Raw genomic sequence first — 20,594 nt, 5'->3', positions numbered from 1 at the left:
GGAGTTTTTATCATGGACGCAGAAGCAGCAAAATTGATCGGTGCCGGTCTCGCAGCAATTGGTGCAGGCCTTGCCGCCGGCGGTGTGGGTAACGTTTTCGGTTCCTTCCTTCAGGGTGCATTGCGCAATCCAGCCGCAGCTGACAGTCAACAGGGCCGTTTGTTCATCGGCTTTGCGGCGGCAGAACTTTTGGGTCTGTTGTCCTTCGTTGTTGCAATGATCCTGATCTTCGTTGCCTAATATCCAAACGGCCCCGGCTCCATTGCCGGGGCATGTTTTCTCATATTAAGTTTAGAGAGCCATCATGCCTCAAATCGCTCAACTTCTTGAAACCTATGCGTCGCAGATTTTCTGGCTGCTGATCACATTTGGTATCATTTATTTCGGCATTGCCCGAATGATGCTGCCTAAGGTGGAAGCAACCGTTGACGAACGGAACAAGAAAATTGCCGACGACCTTGCGACTGCGGAAGCCGCGCGGGCGGAGGCCGAGCAGTTGGAGGAAGGCGGAGATAAAGAATTAAACGCTGCCCGTGCCGAAGCACAAGCCAAGGCGAATGCAGCCAAGGCAAAGGCCGCCGCAGCAACCGAAAAAACGCTGGCCGCTGCTGACGCGGATATTGCTGCCAAAATGGCGGCAGCAGAGGCCGAGTTGGCCAAAGCGACGGCAGCAGCGATGGCGAGCGTAGAAAATGTTGCAAGCGAAGCCGCAGCGGACATCGTGGCGAAGGTTTCGGGCATATCGGTTACGCCAGCGGCGGCATCGAAAGCAGTAAAGGCGGTAATGGCGAATGGCTGATTTTATCCAAATGGCAGCACTAGTTGCGGTATCGGCGTCGACCGATGCTGCTGCAACCGATCCCCATTCGGCGGAAAATCATGCGGCAACCGAAGCCGCTGGCCATGGCGGCACGGAGGCTCATGTGTCCCCATCGGCACTGGGCTTCGATGCGTCAATGCTCGTGGCTCTGGCCATGGTGGTGGTAATCGGCATCGCATTATGGGCCAAGGTCCCCGCCATGATTGCCGCTGCGCTTGATAAACAAATTGATGGCATCAAGGAACAGCTTGACGCCGCGACAAAGCTGCGGGCTGAGGCAGAGGCGATCAAGGCTGAATATGTCGCCAAATCGAAGCAGGCCGCCTATGACGCCGAGCAGATGAAATTGCACGCCGAAGAAGAAGCGAAGCAAATTATTGCCAATGCCAAAAATGATGCTGCCGCCATGATCGCGCGCCGCACCAAAATGGCAGAAGAGAAAATCGCTGCCGCAGAAACCGCTGCGATTGCCGGTGTTCGTGCAAAAGCTGCCGCCGTATCGGCCGCCGCCGCCGAGCAAATCATTGCAAGCAGCGCTGATGCAAAGGCTGACGCGGCCCTGATCGATCAGGCGATTGCAGCGCTAAACTAATAACTTGCAACATATAAGATTGTCGCAACAATAAAGGCTCCCCTTCATAGGAGCCTTTTTTGATGCCATTTCTTAAATCCAGCTTTGCCTTATCTATATTTTCCTTTGCAGCGTTTGCGCCAAATGCGTTTGCGCAAAGTGATCTGAGCCTCAGCGATGGTGGCGATTATCGGGTCCTGACGCTCTCCATAACCGGCACGGCGCAGGCACAGCCAGACCGCGCTATATTATCCTCTGGCGTTAGCGCAATAGAGCCAACCGCACGCGAAGCCATTGCAGCGAATGCGAAAAAAATGAATGCGTTGTTTGATGCTCTCAAAAAAATTGGTGTTGAGCGCCGTTTTGTGCAGACATCCAGAGTGATGCTGACCCAGCAATTTTCCTATAATTCGGGTACGGGACAGCCAAGAGTGCCGACGGGATATGAAGCGCGGAACGATATTTCGATTCGACTTACCGATATTCAGGACAGTGGCGGCGTTATTGACGCGCTGGTTACGGCAGGAGCCGATCGGATTAATGGTCCAACATTCACGATTAATGACGATAGTGACCTGGTACAGGAGGCTCGCAAAGATGCTATGGAGCAGGCAATGAAGCTGTCGCAATTCTATGCCGTGTCGACAGGGCACAAGCGCGCAGATATTATTGCCATTGATGAAAGCAGCGGTTTTCGCGTCGATATACCGCTTTCAAATGTAATCACGGCCGGCGGTCGTCCGGGCTTCGCCGCGGAGACCCCTGTCGAGGCCGGAGACGTGCAGCGCAGTGTTAGTGTTACGGTGAGATATAGGCTTGTTCCGTAACAACCAAATTGGGCCATTGTCTACTCAACGGTGATTGCCTAGATCAGGACTATGTCCAAAGCCGATCGTCCAGACACACCCAACGCCGCGTCGCGTTTTAACGAAGAGGCGGCGACTTATGCGGTGCGCGGGGCAGGGGTGCCTGATCTGGATGCCGGGGTCGCTGCAATCCGCAATGTTTGGCAGACTTTACCGACGCGGCCTGGCGTATACCGGATGCACGATGCCCGAGGCGATGTTCTCTATGTCGGTAAGGCAAGGGCACTTAAAAACCGCGTGAGCAATTATACGCAGGTTGACCGATTGCCCAACCGCCTGCGCCGCATGGTGGCGCAAACGCGCAGCATGACGATCGTCACCACGGGCAGCGAGGCGGAGGCTTTGTTGCTGGAGGCGCAGCTGATTAAGCGATACCGCCCGCCCTATAATGTCCTGCTGCGCGACGACAAAAGCTTTCCCTTCATCCTGCTGCGCGCGGACCATGATTTTCCCCGTATTCAGAAACATCGCGGCGCGCGGCGGCATAAGGGGCAATATTACGGCCCCTTTGCCAGCGCGGGCAGCGTGAACCAGACCATCAATGCGCTGCAAAAACTATTCCTGCTGCGCAATTGTACCGACAGTTTTTTCAACAATCGTGATCGGCCGTGCCTGCTCTATCAGATTAAGCGCTGCTCAGCGCCCTGCGTCGACCGGATTAGCAAGACCGATTATGAAGGATTGGTCAAGGACGCGACTGCATTTCTATCGGGTAAATCCACCGCAGTGCAGGGCAAATTGGCCGCTCAAATGGAGGCGGCGGCAGAAGCGTTAGATTTCGAAACGGCGGCAACGCTGCGTGATCGGCTGAAGGCGCTGACTTTCATCCAAGGGTCGCAAGCTATCAATGCCGAGGGCGTCGGTGATGCCGATATATTCGCTCTGGCGGCAAAAAATGGCGCAATGTGTATCCAAGCCTTTTTTATTCGCGGCGGCCAGAATTGGGGGCATCGCAGCTTTTTTCCGGTGCATACCACTGACGTGCCAGAGGATCAGGTGCTCGCTAGCTTCCTGATGCAATTTTATGAAGATGTCCCGCCGCCCAAAACGATATTGACCGACCGCGCGCCAGCCGAAGAGGCGCTGCTGTCCGATGCGCTGACCGAACAGGCTGGGCATAGGGTAGCAATTGTGGTGCCACAGCGCGGGGATAGGGCGAAGCTCATCAAGCAAGCCGTGCGCAATGCCGTCGAGGCACTCGACCGGCGGCAAGCGGAATCGGCGACGCAGAACAAGTTGCTGCAAGAAGTGGCGGAGCTGTTCGAATTGCCCAAACCGCCGGGACGGATAGAAGTTTACGATAATAGCCATATTCAAGGCAGCAATGCGCTCGGCGCGATGATCGTCGCCGGACCGGAAGGATTTGTAAAAGGGCAATATCGCAAATGGAATATCAAGGATAAAGACTCAGTCCCCGGTGATGATTTCGCCATGATGCGCGAAGTAATGCGCCGCCGTTTTGGCCGTGCATTGGAGGAGGACCCCGACCGCGAAGCCGGCGCATGGCCGGACCTGTTGCTGATTGACGGGGGCAAGGGGCAAGTTAGTGCGGTGAAGTCGGTACTCGACGACCTCGATATCGATGATGTGGCGTTTATCGGGATTAGTAAGGGACCAGATCGCAATGCCGGGCGAGAGACATTCCATTTCCCTGATGGCCGGGAATTTACCTTGGCGGTGAACGCGCCGGTGATGTTTTATCTGCAACGGCTGCGTGATGAGGTGCACCGCTTCGCAATCGGCGCTCACCGTAAAAAACGCAGTAAGGCTATTGCGTCCAGCCCTTTAGATGAAGTTCCGGGTATCGGACCCGCTCGCAAAAAAGCGTTGCTGTTGCATTTTGGGACTGCGCGAGCGGTGCGGGATGCGAGTTTAGAGGACATTATGCGCGCACCGGGAGTCAGTGCGGCGGTGGCGCAAACAGTCTATGATTTTTATCACTCAACCTAGGGTCAGGATAAGAGACATTGCTATACCCTTAGGAACCATTTCCGATTGGGCTTGTCGATAGGCGATTTTGGCGTAGATTAACGGCGCGGGATATTACTCCCACGGAGTCTCAAACTATGCAGATAAAGGATCGTCCAGAATTTAATCGTAAAGGTACCGTATTAACTTTCAGCCCCGAACAAGATGTGTTTACCGCCGTTCAAGCGATGAGCGAAAAAAATTATGGCGCTGCGGTTGTTGTATCGCCGGATAATAAGCCGCTTGGTATCGTAACCGAGCGGGACTTTATGCGGCGGCTCATCAACAAGGGGCTGGATCCCAAAAAAACCGCGCTGAGTGCTATAATGACATCGGATTTGCGGCTCGCACGGGGCGATGATGATTTGCTCGACTGGCTGCGCCAAATGTCAAATGACCGTTTTCGCCATTTGCCCGTGGTCGATGATGACGGAACCTTGATCGGGATTATGAGCCAGGGCGATTTTGTCAGCTATACTTGGCCCGAATTGCTCAACCGGGTAAAAGAACAGGCGCGCGCAACCTTTGACATTAACCCGTCCATTTTTATTGGCCTTGCGGTTTTTGTGTTGATTGCGTTGACCGGCATCTTTGCATTGCTGCTAACAAGATAGATTAAGGCAAAATTGCTATTGCGAGCTACTCTCAATTTCGCTATTGAGAGTGCATCGCAATAGGAGTTTGAGTCGCTGTGATCATTTGCCATTGTAATGCCCTGAAAGAAGGCGAAGTTCGTGAAGCTGTGCGCTCTGGCGCGCGCAGCCCGGCGAAGGCCTATCGCAAATTGGGCTGCAAATTTCAGTGCGGTCAATGTCTGCCGCTGGCGAAACGCATTATCAGCAGCGAACCCGCTATTGCTTGCTAGTCTCAATAGCTGAAAAAGCCCAGAAAACTGCCATTTTTTGCCTTTACACCATGGGCGTATGCCTGTTAGCTTATGCTCGAAAAAATAAGCTAACAGAAAGGGCATTAAGCCATGAAGGGCGACAAAAAAGTCATCGAATATCTCAACATCGTGCTCAAAAATGAATTGACCGCGATCAATCAATATTTCCTGCATTACCGGATGTTGGACAGTTGGGGCATGAGCAAGCTCGCCAAATTTGAATATGGCGAATCTATCGATGAGATGAAGCATGCCGATAAGCTGGCGGAACGTATCTTGTTCCTGAACGGGTTGCCGAATTTTCAGGCGCTGGGCACCTTGCGCATCGGCGAGAATGTTGAGGAATTGCTGAAATGCGATCTGGAACTTGAGTTGGAAGCGCTCCCGCCCTTGCAAGATGCAATGGAACATTGCGAAAAAGTCCGTGACTATGTCAGCCGCGATCTGTTCGCATATATCCTGAAAAGCGAAGAAGATCATGTTGATATGCTGGAGACGCAAATTGAGTTGATCGAGAAAATGGGGCTGCAAAACTATATTCAATTGCAGTGTGCCCCACCCGAAGAAGACTAAAGTCTGTTTGGCCGATAAGATTGGTTAGGGTCTGGACCCTATACCCAAAAATGTGGGCATTTACCCTATAACAAGATTTTACAGCTAATGCCCTTTGGAACTACCATGTTCCAGGGGCATTTTACATGACACATCCATTGCAAACCAAATGGTTCGACGAAGCGGCGGAGGCCGAATATCTAAGTCAGGTGGAGGCATTTGTTCATGCCGGTGATCTGGATATCGCGGCGCAGCGCATATTGGACGACCTGGAAGATATGGACACGCCGCTGGCGGCTCTGTGCCGCGAATTGGATGAAGATGCGGTCGAATTGTCCGGATGGGCGGAAATTGGCGATGCCATTGCCCAATATGAAGGTGAAGAGCCGATTACCGCCGTTCATATTGTCATGTCGAATGAAGAGGATCTGGTATTTGAAGATAAAAGCACGGTTCATCATCCCGATGCCGAGGTTGTATTATACACCGATGAACATTTTGCTTTTTCCGCCAAGTCCCGCGCCGAATTGCTAGCGGCCGCATTAAACCCCAGCGCTGATTGGTATGGTAAGTCAGAGGATTTGGAGGTCTATCTGGAGATGAATGGCCTCAGCGAGCTTAACACTGCATTGCTGCGCCACAAACGCCAATATCATTTCCGCGATCAACAGCATGTGTTGGACGCAGCAGAAGGATTGGCGGCGGATATCATCCCGCTGCCCTATATTGAATTTCGCCTATGTGCGATGCTGCGCGCTATTCGGTTTCATCAGGCGGTCAAAAGCCTGCTCGACGGTTTTGGTTTGTCTGGCAAAATCCCGGTGATCGTCGGGATGCACAATATGAAGATTGAATTTACGTCGGTTTATGTGCCGCGTGAGGCAAAAGTGGTGGAAGCGGCAAAAATGCCAAAGCTGGCCGTTAAGATCGAACGCAATATGGAAGAGGATACGCAGGAGCTCACCGGAACTTTGCTGCGCCAAAAACTAAAAGAAGAAGAGCCTGAAGTTGAAGAAAAGGTCGGTTTTTTCCGCCGCCTTTTTCAGCGCAAAGCCGCCTAGGCGCGGATCCTGCGCGCTTAAAATATAGGGAAATAGGCGCCGCTGCCAACCCACTTCCCCGCAGCATATTTATCCGTCATAAGCGCGGCTTATGGAAATAACCGCAACCGCCACTATCTGTGCCGTCCGCCCGCATGGTGAAGCCGGAGCAGTGGTGCGGGCAATGACGGCGGATCATGGCCTGCTTGCAGGCTATGTCCAGGGCGCACGAGGGCGGCATTTGCGCCCAGTCCTGATCCCCGGCAATGTGATAAAAGGCGAATGGCGCGCCCGGATATTGGGGCAGCTACCCTCCTTAACCGCTGAGCCTGAACATAGCAGGGCGCATTTGTTGGGCGAGCCGTTGGCGGTTTCAGCCATGGATTGGGTCACCGCGCTAACCGCAGCGACGTTGGCCGAGGGGGTGCCATTCCCAAGACTACATAGTGCATTGGACGGAGTTTTATCCGCCATCGAGCTGGCTCCCGCAGCGCGGCGATGGGCTGGTTCAGTGGCGCGTTACGAAGAATTATTGTTGAGTGAGCTGGGCTATGGCGACGAAATGCCGAAAAATGGCGATACGCCCGTCGCGATGATGGCGCAGAACCGCGCGCGTTTGGTGGAACATGTGCTTGGCGAAAGGCGTGCTGACGTTATGGCGGCGCGGGAGAGATTGGTTGAGCGGCTGAAAAAGGCAATTGAATAAGACATTCATCGCAATGGGCGGTTGCAAAAATCCGATGTTATTGGCAGGGGGATGGCAGTTCAGCCATATCGTCATGCTGAGCTTGGTTCAGCGCCCATCTATCCGTCTTAACCGGCGTGCCGCGAGGCGAAATGGTCTGTGAAACAAGGTCAGGGCGGCGGCTTTTTATTAAAGAGATTATTATGCTTATCGCCCTGTTGCCCGGAGATGGGATCGGACCCGAAGTTATCACACAGGCCAAACGGGTTTTAGACGCGGTCGGCCTGGATGGGCTGATTTATGAAGAGGCTCCTGTTGGCGGTGCGGCTTACAAGGCCAGCGGTCATCCGCTACCATCCGAAACGCTGGATCTGGCAAAGCGTGCCGACGCGATATTGTTCGGTGCGGTGGGTGACCCCGACTGCGACGCGCTCGAACGCCATTTGCGTCCCGAACAGGCGATCTTGGGTTTGCGTAAGGAACTGGAACTTTTCGCCAATCTGCGCCCCGCAACCCTATTTCCTGAGCTGGCTGGCGCATCTGCATTGCGCCCCGAAATCGCGACGCAGATCGACCTGATGATCGTTCGTGAATTGAACGGCGATGTCTATTTCGGGGAAAAAGGTATGCGCAAGACGGCGGACGGTAAGCGCGAAGGATATGACATCATGTCCTATAATGAGGATGAGGTGCGCCGCATTGCCCATGTCGGTTTCAAGACCGCGATGGCGCGGGACCAAAGATTGTGCAGTGTGGACAAGGCCAACGTCCTCGAAACCTCTCAGCTATGGCGCGACGTGGTGATTGAAGTTGCGAGCGAATATCCCGATATTCAGCTTAGCCATATGTATGTCGATAATTGCGCGATGCAGCTGGTGCGCAATCCTGGCCAATTTGACGTGATTGTAACCGGCAACCTGTTTGGTGACATATTGTCGGATCAGGCCAGCATGTGCGCTGGTTCCATCGGTATGTTGCCCAGCGCATCGCTCGATAGCGGCGGCAAAGGCCTCTATGAACCCATACATGGCAGCGCGCCCGATATTGCCGGGCAGGGTAAGGCGAACCCGCTGGCCACTATATTATCTGCGGCGATGATGCTCCGCTATTCGCTGAGCATGGCAGAGGCGGCGGATCAGATTGAGGCTGCAGTGGCGTCCGCACTTGCTGCAGGTGCCCGATCCGCCGACCTTGGCGGCACAATGAGCACAAGCGACATGGGCGACGCGGTAATTGCTGCTTTGGCCTCAGCGGGCTAGAGACGGTCATATGAAAAAAGATACCGGCCTTGACCGTACAATCACATCAAAATGGCGTCCAGCGACACAGGCGGTGCGCGGCGGCACTTGGCGCAGCGAGCATGGCGAAACGAGCGAGGCGTTGTTCCTGACCTCTGGCTATACGTATGATGATGCTGAAACGGTCGCAGCACGTTTTGCAGGCGATGAGCCGGGCATGACCTATAGCCGCCTGCAAAATCCGACCGTCGCAATGTTGGAGGAACGCGTTGCATTAATGGAGGGCGCCGAGGCGTGCCGTGTGCAGGCAACGGGTATGGCGGCGATGACGGCTGCTTTACTATGCCAGCTATCGGCGGGGGACCATGTTGTTGCCGCCCGCGCTGCCTTTGGCTCCTGCCGCTGGCTGACCGATCATTTACTGCCACGTTTTGGCATAGAAACAACGACAATCGATAGCCGCGACAATGCTGCGTGGGAAGCTGTCATCCGGCCCAATACCAAAGTCTTCTTCTTCGAAACGCCCGCCAATCCAACGATGGACATTGTCGATATGCACCATGTTTGCGGCCTCGCCCGCGCGCATGGAATTACCACGGTGGTCGATAATGCTTTTGCGACTGCCGCGCTGCAACGCCCACTTGATTTCGGCGCCGATGTAGTTGCGTATAGCGCGACTAAGCTGATGGAAGGGCAGGGGCGCGTGCTCGCCGGGGCCATATGCGGCAGCGCCGAATTCATCAATGACAAGCTGTTACCGTTTCAGCGCAATACCGGACCCAATCTGTCGCCATTTAATGCGTGGGTCGTGCATAAGGGATTGGAAACGCTTGATCTTCGGGCACAGCGCCAATCGGAAAATGCGATGCAGGTAGCCCGTTTCTTGGAACAGCGTGTGCCGACCATGCTATATCCCGGCCTCGCCAGCCACCCGCAACATGAATTGGCGGCGAAGCAGATGAAGGCTTTCGGCCCAATTTTCAGCTTCCTTGTCGCTGACCGCACACAAGCATTTTCTTTGCTCAACGCATTGGAATTAATTGATATTTCAAATAATATTGGGGATAGCCGTAGCCTGATGACTCATCCTGCATCCACCACCCATGCCGCTATGGGCGAAGAGATGCGCGGCGAAATGGGCGTGACGGAAGGGATGCTGCGCGTCAACATCGGGCTAGAAGATCCGCAAGATTTGATTGACGATCTGGATAATGCCCTCACAATAGCTGGATTATGATCCTCGATTCTTTCTTTGCCGAAAGCGCCAACAGCAATGCCATCACCGTTCGTGTGGCACCTAATTTCCTGCACGACCAATCGGAACCTTCGAAGGGCCGCTGGTTTTGGTCGTATCATATCCGCATTGAAAATCATGGTGACGAACCGGTGCAGCTATTGACCCGTCATTGGCGGATTACCGATGGCCGCGGCATGGTCAACCATGTTGATGGCGACGGAGTGGTCGGTGAACAACCCGTGCTGCAACCTGGCGGGGCGCATGATTATGTATCGGGCTGCCCTCTGCCGACATCCAGCGGTTTTATGGAGGGCAAATTCCGTTTCATTCGCGCAGATGGCAATACATTTTTGGCCGATATTCCGCGATTTGAACTTGTGGCCCCTGCCACCGCCCAATGAAACGCACCCATTTGCCCTTGAACGGCCTGCGCGTGCTGGACGCGGCGGCGCGCCATTTAAGCTTTACTAAGGCCGCTGATGAGCTTGCCGTAACGCCGGCTGCGGTGGGGCAGCAGATACGGGCGCTTGAAGATATGCTGGGCGTTGTTCTGTTCCGCCGGACGCCCAAGGGGCTGGAGCTAACCGGCGAAGGCGCGGCGGGGCTCGATGCTTTGCGCAGCGGATTTCTGCAATTTGAAGAGGCGGTTCGCGCGATGCAGGCGGGCCAATCCTCCAATTCGCTAACCATCGCTGCGCCGCGTGACTTTACCGCCAAATGGCTGGCAAAGCGGCTTGCGAGCTATGGTAAAGACAATCCCGAAACCCGCTTTACATTGGTTGCTGCGGACGAAGATGTGGATTTTACCGAGGCCAATTTGGATATGGCGATCCGCCTAACGCGGGGGCCAGGTGATTATGAAGGGGTCAGGCTGGCACCCGGCGCTTTCGTTAAAGTTGGGGCGGTACAGGACGGTGCGGCAACGCCGATTAGCTGGCCCGGATGCCCCGTCGGTGAAGGCGAAGCTGCGCTTCGGCTCAGCGATGCTGGTCTGGCTATCGACAGCGCAGCGATCGGCCTTGGCCATGCCACCGTACCGCATTTGCTGGCGGAGGATGATTTGGCGCACGGGCGTGTGCGGGCTTTGGACAATGCCGTGGACAGCGATCTTGCTTATTGGCTGATCGCGCCGTTACCGCAATGGCGACAGAAAAAAGTCAGATCGCTGGTCGAAGCGCTCAGCCAAAGTTAACGCAGTTTTTGGCGTCCCTGCATCGGCGTCAGCCAAAAGCTTTTATATGCGCCGCATTCACACCTATGAGGTTGGCAAGTTTCAACCGGCGTTAACCTGTCACCGCTTGCAGCAACCGGGTCATCAGCAGGACAAATTGCGTGTCGTTGACCTCCTTGGCTGGGTTATTCCAACTGCCGCTGACAGCGTACCAATCACCCGCTTTGGACTGCACCAGAAAGCTCATGGATATGACGCCGGGCTCGCTGCCGCCCTTATAACCCAAATAATTCCATTTGGCCGCTTCTGCTGGCCCGATTCCGCTGTTCACTTGCATGATTTCCAGCATTTTGGGATCACCTGCCCGCCGGATATGATTCAATAGCGCCGACATATCGATGGGCGATGCAAACCATTCGATGGTGTCAATATGAACAGGGCCGCCGTTGAAAGTGCTGTCGTCAACTTGGGCAAAGCCCAGCCGCGCGGTCTGTGTATTGATAATCTGCCTCTGCTGCACCTCATTTGCTTTTATGTAGCGAGCATATAGGTCGGCATTGGCGGGCGCTTTGAGTGCAAATGCCTCGACGGTGGATAAAAAAGGCAGCGTCCTGTCAGGAGCGCTGTGACCAATCTGCGCCAATTTACGCTCCACATTCTCACGGCCCAGCGCGTGGAGCAGTGTGTCGGTCGCGCTATTATCGCTGACGGAAATCATCTGCAGCGCCAATGTCTCTAATGTCACTGGACTATTTTCTGGCCAACGGTTCGTGGCGCTGGAGGAAAAAGAACGGTGCGCCAGTGGCACAACATCCGACCATTTGCGTGCGCCCGCTTTTACCTGAGCCGACAGCTCGGCGAGAATATACAGTTTGAAAGTTGATCCGATCGCAAATTGCCTATCCGCATTGCGCGCAGCAATAATCTCTCCGGGATCATTTTCATCCAGTTTTTCAACAAGAAAAGCCGACTGTCCGGGCAGCGCGTCAAAATCGGCACTGATCTTTTCAAAGTTATCGTCCTTACTCGCAAAGCTGGTCGCCAGCAGTCCGCGGACTTTATAAGGTTTATTGACGTCCACATTGATGTTGAAAGTGGCAATCGCCTTTTCAAATTCGAGTTGCAGGGTCGCTGCATCGGGCGCGGTCTTTTTGACTTCGATCACTGTCAACGGTTGTCCATATTGGGCGATGATGCTTGCGGATAATTGCGCCAACTGAGCTTGGGGCACTGCGGCCAGAAATTGCTCGGTGAAATAATCTTCGGGTTTATATTCGCCCTTTAATACCGATGAAAGCTGCGGGATGCGGATATCGAGCGCGGCGCTTTCCGTCTTTCCAGCAGCTGTGCTTTCGCTTTTTGGGGCGGCTTTATTGTCCACACTCGCACTCGCATTTGCCGGCGGTGTAGCTGTCGCGCAAGCCGATAGACACAGCATCGCTCCTGCCAGAACCAGTTTTTTCATTGAAGCACTCCCTTGTTGCCGACCCAATTGCCGCAGCTTAGGCATCGATGGCGTCTTCATCAAGCTGCGCTGCGTTATCCTGTATGAAATTGAACCTATGTTCCGGATTTTTCCCCATCAACCGGTCAACCAGGTCATTTACGCTCGCCCGCTCTTCATATTCGCGGGGCAGGGTGATGCGGATAAGCGACCGAGTAGCGGGATCCATCGTGGTTTCGCGCAGCTGTGACGGGTTCATTTCGCCGAGACCCTTAAACCGGCCAACATCGACATTTTTCCCTTTGAAAATAGTCGATTCCAATTCGGCCCGGTGGGCATCGTCATTGGCATATACGCTTTTCGACCCGTGCGTGAGCCGATAAAGCGGCGGCCGTGCCAGATAAAGATGTCCTTCCTTTACGATGTCGGGCATTTCCTGAAAGAAAAATGTCATCAGCAACGTCGCAATGTGGGCGCCGTCGACATCGGCATCGGTCATAATGATCACGCGGTCATAGCGTAAAGCTTCAGGGTTACATTCTTTACCGCTTCCGCAACCCAGCGCGAGCAGCAGGTCAGCAATTTCGCTGTTGGCCCGTATTTTATCACGAGTGGCGGAGGCGACGTTGAGGATCTTCCCGCGGATCGGCAATATTGCCTGTGTTTTGCGGTCACGGGCCTGTTTGGCGCTGCCGCCTGCGCTATCGCCTTCCACGATGAACAACTCGGTGCCTTCGCTGCTGTCACCTGAACAGTCGGTCAATTTACCTGGCAAGCGCAGTTTGCGGGCGCTCGTTGCCGTTTTGCGTTTGACCTCGCGTTCGGCCTTGCGGCGGAGCCGGTCGTCGACCTTTTCCAATATAAAGCCGATCAATGCTTTGCCGCGCTCCATATTATCGGCAAGGAAATGATCAAAATGATCGCGGATGGCATTTTCAACATAACGAGCGGCCTCCGGCGAGGTCAGCCGATCCTTTGTCTGGCTTTGGAACTGCGGGTTGCGGATGAATACCGACAGCATCAATTCGGATTCATTGAAAATATCATCGGCCGTAATTTGCGCCGCTTTTTTATTGCCGACCAATTCTCCAAAAGCACGCAGCCCTTTGGTTAGGGCAGCGCGAACACCCGCTTCATGCGTGCCGCCCGCAGGTGTCGGAATTGTGTTACAATACCAGCTATAGATTCCATCCGAATATAAGGGCCAACTGATCGCCCATTCGACGCGGCCTTGGTCATCGGGAAATTCCTGCGTTCCGCTGAAAAAATCGGCGGTGGCACAGGCGCGGCCCGAAAGCTGTTCTTTCAAATGATCTGACAGTCCGCCGGGAAATTGAAACACTGCCTCTTGCGGAACGTCTTCGCTCGCGAGTTCAGCATCGCAGCGCCAACGGATTTCGACGCCGGCATATAAATAAGCCTTGGACCGGGCCAATTTGAACAAACGAGCCGGTTTGAATTTTGCGGTCTCGCCAAAAATTTCGGCGTCGGGGGTAAAGGAGATGGTTGTGCCGCGCCGGTTGGGGGTTGGTCCCAAATCCTCCAGCGCGGTGACCGCATGGCCCTTTGAAAAGCATTGCCGGTAAAGCTGCTTTCCGCGCGCTACTTCAACCACCGTTTCGTCGGATAACGCATTGACGACCGATACGCCCACGCCATGCAGGCCGCCCGATGTAGCATAAGCCTTGCCTTCAAATTTACCGCCCGAATGCAACGTGGTCAAAATGACTTCTAATGCAGATTTCCCGGGATATTTGGGATGCGGGTCTACCGGAATTCCTCGGCCGTTATCGGTGATCGTCAACCGGTTTCCAGCGGCCAGATAAACCTCAATCCGGTTGGCATGCCCCGCGACCGCTTCGTCCATGCTGTTGTCGAGCACTTCGGACGCGAGATGGTGGAGCGCGCGCTCGTCGGTGCCGCCAATATACATGCCGGGTCTGCGCCGGACCGGCTCCAGTCCCTCCAAAACCTCAATTTGGGAGGCGTCATATTCCTTGGAAGCCGCAGTCGCCGCAGCGCCGCCGCCAAAAAGATCATCGCTCATGCTTTAGCTATAGAGGCCGGAGACTCGCCGATGCAAGCGACGATCCCCACTTATCCACGAATAATTGGTGGGACCGTTAATTGCTGCTGCTGTGATGGGATAGTCTTTGGCCTATCACAGGTTTGTTATCTCACGCGCGGCCCGCCGAATGGCATGGGCGGCGGAGGGCGGCGGACACCGCGCGGTAATTGCGCCTGATAGGCGCGGCCGCAATGTTCGACGCAATAGGGAAATCCTGGGTTAACTGCTTCGCCGCAAAAATGGAAATCGGCTTCACCCGGATGATTGATGGGCCAGCGGCAGATCCGTTCATTCAGATCGAGCAGCGACGTTTTATCGGCCATTTCAGGGCTTGGCTTGGCAGGAACAAGCCGGCGCGGCGGCGCAGGTGGTATGGGGGCTTGCTGATCACCTGGACCTTGGCGCATGAACCCGCCGGGGCCAATTGATACGACCTTGGGCAGATCAGATGATGGCTGAGCAGGTGCGGATGCGATCGACGACGGGATCGATGTGGTCGATGTTTTTGGACGCGGCGCAGCGGCTGCAGGTGCTTCGGCTGCCATCATCTTCGGTTTGGGAGGCGCTTTGGGTGCGGCTTTTTTGACCGCCGCCGCCTTCTTTTTCGAATCACCCGATTTAACCGGAGACGGCCGGGACTTCAGGCCCAAACGGTGCGCTTTTCCAATCACAGCATTGCGCGATACCCCGCCCAATTCTTCGGCAATCTGGCTTGCAGTAAGCCCTTTTTCCCAAAGATTTTTGAGTTGGTCGATCCGTTCGTCGGTCCAAGCCATGAATTGCTCCATTTGAATAATTTGATACAGCCGCAAATGCGCCTTGCGATATGATAGCCAAGCCGATAGTCGATATTGCGATGACTATCCACCCAAAAACCGAAACCGACGCGCCTGTTACTCACCAAAATGGGAATATGAGCAGCAAAATTCAACTCCCCGCCTATGGCCAGCCCGCGATGGGGATGAATTGGATCGGGTTGCGCACGCTTTATTTGAAGGAAGTGCGCCGGTTTATGAAGGTGCAGCTGCAGACGGTCTGGGGCCCGGCGTTGACGACTTTATTATTTCTTGCGATTTTTTCGCTGGCATTGGGCAGAGGCGACCGAACAGAACTCGGCGTTCCGTTTGCCGATTTTCTGGCACCGGGATTGATCGTAATGGGCATGATCCAGAATAGCTTTGCCAATAGCAGCTTTTCGCTGCTGGTCGGTAAGGTTCAAGGAACGATCGTTGATTATCTCATGCCGCCGCTTTCCAATGCAGAATTGATGCTGGCAATGGTTGGCGCAGCCGTCACTCGTGCCTTTTTGGTCGGCGGTGCGGTGTGGCTGGCAATGGTATTATGGCCCGGCGTTTCGGTAATGCCAAAAGCGCTTCCGGTTGCGCTGCTGTTCGGATTACTGGGATCGGCCTTAGTGGCGCAGGTCGGGATTTTAACCTCAATCTGGGCCGAAAAATTCGACCACGCGGCGGCCGTGACCAATTTCGTCATCGCGCCGCTCGCATTATTGTCGGGGACCTTTTACGCCATTGACCGGCTCGCTCCAACATTTCAAGCAATCAGCCATGCCAATCCGTTTTTCTACATCATTTCTGGCTTCAGATATGGCTTTTTGGGTCAGACTGATTCCAACATTTTCCTCGGCATGTCGATATTGGCGGTGCTTAATTTGATATTTGGCTTTATTGTGTATCGCCTGCTGTGCAGTGGCTGGAAATTGCGCGCTTAAATTACCGCGGCGTCCAGGTTTGCGATTGGCAAAATGGACCAATGCACCCCTTTACAATCAAATTGCCGCTTTTGCCTTTATACATAACCGACCGGTAAGTTTTCCCGGTTTTAGGATCATAAATCGTGCCGCGCCATTGGGTTCCATCGGCCTTAAAACCTGTCAGAAAAGCCGTGCCAAGCAGCTTGCGGCTGCGCAGGCTCTTATTTGGATTATTTACGTCCTTTTGACCTACTCCGTTCGGCGGAGTCACAAGATATTGCGACAGTTTTCCGCATATGGTTGCACCGCATGGGCCAATTGATACCACAGCGTCTTTATCTTGCGTAACCCATTGGCCATTAACCGACGCAGGCGCTGCATATGCCGCGCTGGCCGTGGTTAAAGCGATTGCGCCGAGCGTTGCATTACGTAAAAAGCTTTGCTGCATTGTATTCTCCTTAACCCGTCATTCGCTGGGTCCATCGCATAAGTTACACAATCGTCCAACGATTTAAACGGCCTTTGCTTAATCGCCCCGGCATGGCTAGAACATGAATAATGAACGACACCATCCTCTATGACTATTTCCGATCGTCGGCCAGCTACCGCGTCCGTATCGCGCTAAATCTGAAAAAAGTGAAATATCGGCGGGTGGATACCAGTCTTGTGACCGGCGAAAATAAGGCGCCCGATTATGTCGCACGCAATCCGCAAGCTTTTGTGCCGATGCTGTCGATTGACGGGCATGATTTGACGCAAAGCCTTGCCATTATTGATTATCTTGATGCCCATTATCCCGACCCGCCAATGGTATCTGCAAACCCTGCTTTGCGCGCGCAGACATTGGCGCAGGCTTTGGTCATTGGAGCGGATATCCACCCGCTTAACAATCTGCGTATCCTCAAATATCTGAAAAATGAGCTCGGGCAGGAACAGGACGCGGTGGACGGTTGGTATCGGCACTGGATCACCGAAGGATTTGGCGCGCTCGAAATAATGGCGCCAGACACAGGCCTTTTTGGCGGCGATCAGCCTAATCTGGCCGATGTCTGTCTGGTCCCCCAAATCTATAATGCGCAGCGTTTTGATACGCCATTAGGCGCTTATCCAAAATTGATGCGGGTCAATGCGGCGCTCCTGAACATGGATGCGTTTCAAGCCGCTCATCCCGATGCAGTAAACCCCGACGGTTAAAGGAGGAATTATGAAAGTCGAAGGAGGATGCTATTGCCGTGCGGTTCGTTACCAGGCGGAGGGCGAACCGATGATCAAGGCAGAATGCTTTTGCCGCGAATGCCAATATATCACCGGCGGGGGTAATTTGCTGGTCATGGCGATGCCAGCGCAGGGATTCGCCCTGACCAAAGGGCAGGTGAAGGATTATACTCGCAGCGATATTGAGCACGCCGTGACACGGCAATTCTGCGAAAATTGCGGCACACATTTATTTACGCGCGCACCGGGGTTTGACGCGGTAATTATCAAGGTCGGTAGCCTTGATGATCCTTCGGTATTTGGCAAAGCGGATAGCGCAAATTTTATCTGCGACGCGCAGCCTTATCATCGTTTGCCCAGTGCAGATGAAATGCCGTCTTTCAACAAATGGATGCGTGATTGAAAAATGTTTGGTTAGCGGTAGCTAGCTCATCCGCAATTGACAGCGCCGCCATACATTCCGGTTGGCGGATTGTGTTAAAACAATAGCTTATTAGGAAAAGCATAGCTTGTGAAAAAAATAATAATATTCTCTCTTCCTGTTATCGGATTTTACTCTGTTGCGCCGCCCGCATGGGGACAGGCCAGCAAGACCGAAACCGCGTCGATCCATATCATTGAAGACGAAGACGGCCAATCCGCTGCATATCCGCATGGCAGCATTTTGGTTGTCGGTAATTTGCCGACAGCACAGGCCGAAAAAATCGAGGCGATACAGCAGGTTGAAGCGAAGGATTTGCGTCTCGAAAATGCGCTCCGTTCTGTTCCCTCGCTTCAGCAATTCCGGCGTAGTGACGCGCGTAGTGCCAATCCGACCAGCCAGGGTGTCACGCTACGCGGACTGGGCGGAAATGCCTCGTCTCGCGCACTTCTGGTGCTGGATGATGTGCCGCAGGCCGACCCATTTGGGGGTTGGATTAGCTGGCCGGGTTATGATGCGATGAACCTTGCCAGTATTCGTGTGCGACGGGGTGCTGGGCAGGTGGCTTCGGGACCAGGTGCTCTGGCTGGGATAATCGAACTTGATAGTCTTCAAAATCAGGACAAGCTGGGCGGTGCCTTATATTATGGCAGCCGCAACAGTGTGGACGCAAAAGCCGCCCTGCTGCAAAATTTGGGGCAAGGCAGCCTGTCTATTTCGGGCAGCTATGCCCGTTCGGATGGTTTCATTCCGATCATCGATGGACAGCGTGGCAGCGTAGACCGGGCAGCGCCCTATGAACAAGCCGGATTAGCGGTTCGCGCCGTCACGCCGGTATCGAATGACACCGAATTACAATTCAGCGCCCGCGCTTTCACCGATGAACGTGATCGCGGTTTCGACTTTAGCGACAATCAAAATAGCGGCGCCGACGCTTCGCTGCGGTTGGTCGACCGGGGCGGCGATTGGCAATGGTCGGCGCTCGGCTATTTGCAGGTGAGGGAGTTTGCGACCCGTTTTGGCAGCGTCGCGAACGACCGTAACTCGGTTAATCTGGTGCTCGATCAATTTGCGACGCCCTCAACTGGACTTGGCGCGCGCTTCGAAATCCGTCCGGCAGTGGATGACGATATCGAACTCAGGCTGGGTGCAGACTGGCGGCGGACGATTGGCGAAACGCGCGAGAATTTCTTTTTCACCGGTACAAATCCGGGGCGGAACCGGAATGCAGGCGGCCGCACCGACACATATGGCGGCTTTGCGGAATTGACGTTGCAGCCGAATGACGGGTTGACCTTAACGGTTGGGGGCCGCGTCGATCGTTGGAATGTGGCCAATGGCTTCCGGCGGGAAATCAACCTATCGGATGGCAGCGTGCGGAGCGATGATCGGTTTTCCAATAGATCGGGCACACAGGGGTCAGGGCGTTTGGGCCTAGCGTATCAATTGGATGATGCTCTGAAACTTCGCTCCTCTGCCTATATGGGTTGGCGGTTGCCGACCTTGAATGAACTGTATCGTCCGTTTCGGGTTGGCGCCGATGCAACGGCGGCAAATGAATTATTGGAACCGGAGCGAATTCAGGGCCTAGAGGCAGGTGCCGACTGGCAAAAGGGTCGCTACAGTTTCTCCGTCACCGCTTATTGGAACCGGTTGGACAATGCGATTGCCAATGTAACGCTTGCTCGGGGGCCCGGCCTATTCCCCGGTGTCGGATTTGTATCTGGCGCAGGCACCTTCAGCCAGCGGCGCAATTTGGACGCGGTCGACAGTAAAGGCATCGAAGTGGAAGGGCGGATGAACATATCGACAGCGCTCAGTGTTCGGGCCGCCTATGCTTACGTCGATGCAAGCGTTATCAGCAGCGGCGATGCTGCGGCGCTGAATGGCCTGCGTCCAGCGCAGGTTGCAAAACACTTTGGCAGCGCCGATTTGGAGTATCGAGGCAGCAGGCTGGAGGGCGGCGTTTCGCTGCGTTATATTGGGCCGCAATTTGAAGATGATACCAACGCGCAGCGTTTGAAAAGCGCAGTTACCGCTGATGCAGCACTGTCTTATCAGCTGTTTTCTGCAATCCGGATCAATTTGCGCGCGGAAAATATTTTTGATTCAGATGTGCAGGCGGCAATCAGCAATAGCGGCATCGTAGAACGAGCGACACCACGAACCATATGGGTTGGTGTATCTGCTGATTATTAATAGGTGGTATTATGGCAGAATCAAAATTGCGGCTGGCGGATTTCCTTCCTTATCAATTGTCGATCACGTCCAATGCTGTCAGCGATTTGATCGCGCGAAGCTATCGTAGTCGCTTCGGATTGCGTATCGCTGAATGGCGGCTGATGGCGGTGCTTGGGGAGTGTGAAAGCGCGACACAACGCGATTTAGCGATGGCTACCGCAATGGACAAGGTGAGTGTCAACCGTGCGTCCAAAATCCTGGTGGATCGCGGTTTGGTCTCGCGCGTGCCCAACAGTGCCGACGGCCGTTCCCATCATTTGGCTTTAACCAAAAATGGTAGAGCGCTTTACGATGAAATTGTGCCCGAAGCGCTGTCAATTGAAACCCATTTGGAAAAAATATTAGGAAATGAAGAGGCAATGCAGCTTTCGGCGATACTGGCTAAGCTGCGAAAGCTCGCAAGTGAGTTAGATCAGTAGATCCGCGTCTATGGAAACTATCTACGGGTCGATCGGCACTA

At 54.2% G+C, this 20,594-nt stretch carries 23 protein-coding genes; 19 read left to right on the top strand and 4 right to left on the bottom strand.

All coding sequences use genetic code 11. From position 1 onward, the window contains the following. The first annotated feature begins 12 nt into the window (after positions 1–12). From ACFOWX_RS08045 to ACFOWX_RS07980, 14 genes are all read left to right on the top strand, one after another. Positions 13–240 (top strand): F0F1 ATP synthase subunit C, encoded by a 228-nt coding sequence (locus ACFOWX_RS08045; RefSeq protein ID WP_381422997.1) that lies wholly within the window; start codon positions 13–15, stop codon positions 238–240. Between the two features lie 64 nt (positions 241–304). After that, positions 305–799, top strand: a complete 495-nt coding sequence (locus tag ACFOWX_RS08040) for a F0F1 ATP synthase subunit B family protein (protein ID WP_381422995.1) — start codon at positions 305–307, stop codon at positions 797–799. After that, the gene (locus ACFOWX_RS08035; protein ID WP_381422993.1) at positions 792–1,412 is read left to right on the top strand and encodes a F0F1 ATP synthase subunit B family protein; all 621 of its coding nucleotides are present in this window, start codon (positions 792–794) and stop codon (positions 1,410–1,412) included. The genes ACFOWX_RS08040 and ACFOWX_RS08035 overlap by 8 nt, the downstream gene beginning before the upstream one ends. Before the next feature lie 62 nt (positions 1,413–1,474). Next, positions 1,475–2,218 carry an SIMPL domain-containing protein gene (locus ACFOWX_RS08030; RefSeq protein ID WP_381422991.1) on the top strand — a complete coding sequence of 248 codons (744 nt, stop codon included), beginning with the start codon at positions 1,475–1,477 and terminating at the stop codon, positions 2,216–2,218. Between the two features lie 51 nt (positions 2,219–2,269). Then, entirely contained in the window at positions 2,270–4,207 is a 1,938-nt protein-coding gene (gene uvrC / locus ACFOWX_RS08025; RefSeq protein ID WP_381422989.1) for an excinuclease ABC subunit UvrC, read from the top strand. A 116-nt stretch (positions 4,208–4,323) separates the two neighbouring features. Further along, a complete protein-coding gene (locus ACFOWX_RS08020; RefSeq protein WP_381422988.1) occupies positions 4,324–4,839 on the top strand; it encodes a CBS domain-containing protein in 516 nt (171 codons plus the stop codon). A gap of 77 nt (positions 4,840–4,916) precedes the next feature. Further along, entirely contained in the window at positions 4,917–5,090 is a 174-nt protein-coding gene (locus ACFOWX_RS08015) for a (2Fe-2S)-binding protein (protein ID WP_381422986.1), read from the top strand. A 111-nt stretch (positions 5,091–5,201) separates the two neighbouring features. Beyond that, positions 5,202–5,684 carry a bacterioferritin gene (bfr, locus tag ACFOWX_RS08010; RefSeq protein WP_381422984.1) on the top strand — a complete coding sequence of 161 codons (483 nt, stop codon included), beginning with the start codon at positions 5,202–5,204 and terminating at the stop codon, positions 5,682–5,684. 125 nt (positions 5,685–5,809) lie between these two features. Then, positions 5,810–6,724: a hypothetical protein gene (locus ACFOWX_RS08005; RefSeq protein WP_381422982.1), complete on the top strand. Its 915-nt coding sequence runs from the start codon at positions 5,810–5,812 to the stop codon at positions 6,722–6,724. 91 nt (positions 6,725–6,815) lie between these two features. Beyond that, positions 6,816–7,409 carry a DNA repair protein RecO gene (gene recO, locus ACFOWX_RS08000; RefSeq protein WP_381422980.1) on the top strand — a complete coding sequence of 198 codons (594 nt, stop codon included), beginning with the start codon at positions 6,816–6,818 and terminating at the stop codon, positions 7,407–7,409. A 182-nt stretch (positions 7,410–7,591) separates the two neighbouring features. Next, positions 7,592–8,647 carry a 3-isopropylmalate dehydrogenase gene (gene leuB / locus ACFOWX_RS07995; protein ID WP_381422978.1) on the top strand — a complete coding sequence of 352 codons (1,056 nt, stop codon included), beginning with the start codon at positions 7,592–7,594 and terminating at the stop codon, positions 8,645–8,647. A gap of 10 nt (positions 8,648–8,657) precedes the next feature. Beyond that, complete coding sequence (locus tag ACFOWX_RS07990; protein WP_381422976.1) at positions 8,658–9,863, top strand: trans-sulfuration enzyme family protein; 1,206 nt, start codon at positions 8,658–8,660, stop codon at positions 9,861–9,863. After that, positions 9,860–10,264: a Co2+/Mg2+ efflux protein ApaG gene (gene apaG, locus ACFOWX_RS07985; RefSeq protein WP_381422974.1), complete on the top strand. Its 405-nt coding sequence runs from the start codon at positions 9,860–9,862 to the stop codon at positions 10,262–10,264. Before ACFOWX_RS07990 ends, apaG begins: the two co-directional genes overlap by 4 nt. Beyond that, entirely contained in the window at positions 10,261–11,055 is a 795-nt protein-coding gene (locus ACFOWX_RS07980) for a LysR family transcriptional regulator (RefSeq protein ID WP_381422972.1), read from the top strand. The genes apaG and ACFOWX_RS07980 overlap by 4 nt, the downstream gene beginning before the upstream one ends. Positions 11,056–11,146: 91 nt before the next feature. On the opposite strand, the gene ACFOWX_RS07975 is transcribed toward ACFOWX_RS07980, so the two are convergent. The 3 genes from ACFOWX_RS07975 to ACFOWX_RS07965 all read right to left on the bottom strand — a co-directional run bounded on the left by ACFOWX_RS07975 (position 11,147) and on the right by ACFOWX_RS07965 (position 15,322). Continuing rightward, positions 11,147–12,499 carry a serine hydrolase gene (locus ACFOWX_RS07975; RefSeq protein WP_381422970.1) on the bottom strand — a complete coding sequence of 451 codons (1,353 nt, stop codon included), beginning with the start codon at positions 12,497–12,499 and terminating at the stop codon, positions 11,147–11,149. Positions 12,500–12,536: 37 nt separating this feature from the next. Next, positions 12,537–14,525: a DNA topoisomerase IV subunit B gene (gene parE / locus ACFOWX_RS07970; RefSeq protein WP_381422968.1), complete on the bottom strand. Its 1,989-nt coding sequence runs from the start codon at positions 14,523–14,525 to the stop codon at positions 12,537–12,539. A 125-nt stretch (positions 14,526–14,650) separates the two neighbouring features. Further along, the gene (locus ACFOWX_RS07965; protein ID WP_381422966.1) at positions 14,651–15,322 is read right to left on the bottom strand and encodes a GcrA family cell cycle regulator; all 672 of its coding nucleotides are present in this window, start codon (positions 15,320–15,322) and stop codon (positions 14,651–14,653) included. A gap of 137 nt (positions 15,323–15,459) precedes the next feature. On the opposite strand from ACFOWX_RS07965, the gene ACFOWX_RS07960 reads away from it, so the two are divergent. Continuing rightward, a complete protein-coding gene (locus ACFOWX_RS07960; protein ID WP_381424971.1) occupies positions 15,460–16,275 on the top strand; it encodes an ABC transporter permease in 816 nt (271 codons plus the stop codon). 1 nt (position 16,276) lies between these two features. Here ACFOWX_RS07960 and ACFOWX_RS07955 read toward each other — a convergent pair whose 3' ends face one another. Beyond that, a complete protein-coding gene (locus ACFOWX_RS07955) occupies positions 16,277–16,705 on the bottom strand; it encodes a DUF2147 domain-containing protein (protein WP_381422964.1) in 429 nt (142 codons plus the stop codon). Positions 16,706–16,815: 110 nt separating this feature from the next. On the opposite strand from ACFOWX_RS07955, the gene maiA reads away from it, so the two are divergent. The 4 genes from maiA (at position 16,816) to ACFOWX_RS07935 (ending at position 20,553) form a co-directional block, all read left to right on the top strand. After that, positions 16,816–17,451: a maleylacetoacetate isomerase gene (gene maiA, locus ACFOWX_RS07950; RefSeq protein ID WP_381422962.1), complete on the top strand. Its 636-nt coding sequence runs from the start codon at positions 16,816–16,818 to the stop codon at positions 17,449–17,451. A gap of 10 nt (positions 17,452–17,461) precedes the next feature. Further along, positions 17,462–17,875 (top strand): GFA family protein, encoded by a 414-nt coding sequence (locus ACFOWX_RS07945; protein WP_381422960.1) that lies wholly within the window; start codon positions 17,462–17,464, stop codon positions 17,873–17,875. A gap of 108 nt (positions 17,876–17,983) precedes the next feature. Then, positions 17,984–20,092: a TonB-dependent receptor gene (locus tag ACFOWX_RS07940; protein WP_381422959.1), complete on the top strand. Its 2,109-nt coding sequence runs from the start codon at positions 17,984–17,986 to the stop codon at positions 20,090–20,092. Between the two features lie 11 nt (positions 20,093–20,103). Next, the gene (locus ACFOWX_RS07935) at positions 20,104–20,553 is read left to right on the top strand and encodes a MarR family winged helix-turn-helix transcriptional regulator (protein WP_381422957.1); all 450 of its coding nucleotides are present in this window, start codon (positions 20,104–20,106) and stop codon (positions 20,551–20,553) included. Positions 20,554–20,594: the final 41 nt, after the last annotated feature.

The sequence above is a fragment of the Sphingorhabdus arenilitoris genome, from assembly GCF_042651485.1.
Lineage (GTDB): Bacteria > Pseudomonadota > Alphaproteobacteria > Sphingomonadales > Sphingomonadaceae > Sphingorhabdus_B > Sphingorhabdus_B arenilitoris.
This window is presented reverse-complemented; position numbering and strand designations above follow the sequence as displayed.

Bases quoted from the DNA above. Each gene is read 5' to 3' on its own strand.
- ACFOWX_RS08035 (WP_381422993.1), top strand. From the start codon at position 792: ATGGCTGATTTTATCCAAATGGCAGCACTAGTTGCGGTATCGGCGTCG.
- ACFOWX_RS07955 (WP_381422964.1), bottom strand. From the start codon at position 16,705: ATGCAGCAAAGCTTTTTACGTAATGCAACGCTCGGCGCAATCGCTTTA.
- uvrC (WP_381422989.1), top strand. From the start codon at position 2,270: ATGTCCAAAGCCGATCGTCCAGACACACCCAACGCCGCGTCGCGTTTT.
- ACFOWX_RS07945 (WP_381422960.1), top strand. From the start codon at position 17,462: ATGAAAGTCGAAGGAGGATGCTATTGCCGTGCGGTTCGTTACCAGGCG.
- ACFOWX_RS07935 (WP_381422957.1), top strand. From the start codon at position 20,104: ATGGCAGAATCAAAATTGCGGCTGGCGGATTTCCTTCCTTATCAATTG.
- ACFOWX_RS07990 (WP_381422976.1), top strand. From the start codon at position 8,658: ATGAAAAAAGATACCGGCCTTGACCGTACAATCACATCAAAATGGCGT.
- ACFOWX_RS08040 (WP_381422995.1), top strand. From the start codon at position 305: ATGCCTCAAATCGCTCAACTTCTTGAAACCTATGCGTCGCAGATTTTC.
- ACFOWX_RS08005 (WP_381422982.1), top strand. From the start codon at position 5,810: ATGACACATCCATTGCAAACCAAATGGTTCGACGAAGCGGCGGAGGCC.
- apaG (WP_381422974.1), top strand. From the start codon at position 9,860: ATGATCCTCGATTCTTTCTTTGCCGAAAGCGCCAACAGCAATGCCATC.
- ACFOWX_RS08020 (WP_381422988.1), top strand. From the start codon at position 4,324: ATGCAGATAAAGGATCGTCCAGAATTTAATCGTAAAGGTACCGTATTA.
- ACFOWX_RS07960 (WP_381424971.1), top strand. From the start codon at position 15,460: ATGAGCAGCAAAATTCAACTCCCCGCCTATGGCCAGCCCGCGATGGGG.
- leuB (WP_381422978.1), top strand. From the start codon at position 7,592: ATGCTTATCGCCCTGTTGCCCGGAGATGGGATCGGACCCGAAGTTATC.
- bfr (WP_381422984.1), top strand. From the start codon at position 5,202: ATGAAGGGCGACAAAAAAGTCATCGAATATCTCAACATCGTGCTCAAA.
- ACFOWX_RS07965 (WP_381422966.1), bottom strand. From the start codon at position 15,322: ATGGCTTGGACCGACGAACGGATCGACCAACTCAAAAATCTTTGGGAA.
- ACFOWX_RS07975 (WP_381422970.1), bottom strand. From the start codon at position 12,499: ATGAAAAAACTGGTTCTGGCAGGAGCGATGCTGTGTCTATCGGCTTGC.
- parE (WP_381422968.1), bottom strand. From the start codon at position 14,525: ATGAGCGATGATCTTTTTGGCGGCGGCGCTGCGGCGACTGCGGCTTCC.
- recO (WP_381422980.1), top strand. From the start codon at position 6,816: ATGGAAATAACCGCAACCGCCACTATCTGTGCCGTCCGCCCGCATGGT.
- ACFOWX_RS08030 (WP_381422991.1), top strand. From the start codon at position 1,475: ATGCCATTTCTTAAATCCAGCTTTGCCTTATCTATATTTTCCTTTGCA.
- ACFOWX_RS08045 (WP_381422997.1), top strand. From the start codon at position 13: ATGGACGCAGAAGCAGCAAAATTGATCGGTGCCGGTCTCGCAGCAATT.
- ACFOWX_RS07980 (WP_381422972.1), top strand. From the start codon at position 10,261: ATGAAACGCACCCATTTGCCCTTGAACGGCCTGCGCGTGCTGGACGCG.
- maiA (WP_381422962.1), top strand. From the start codon at position 16,816: ATGAACGACACCATCCTCTATGACTATTTCCGATCGTCGGCCAGCTAC.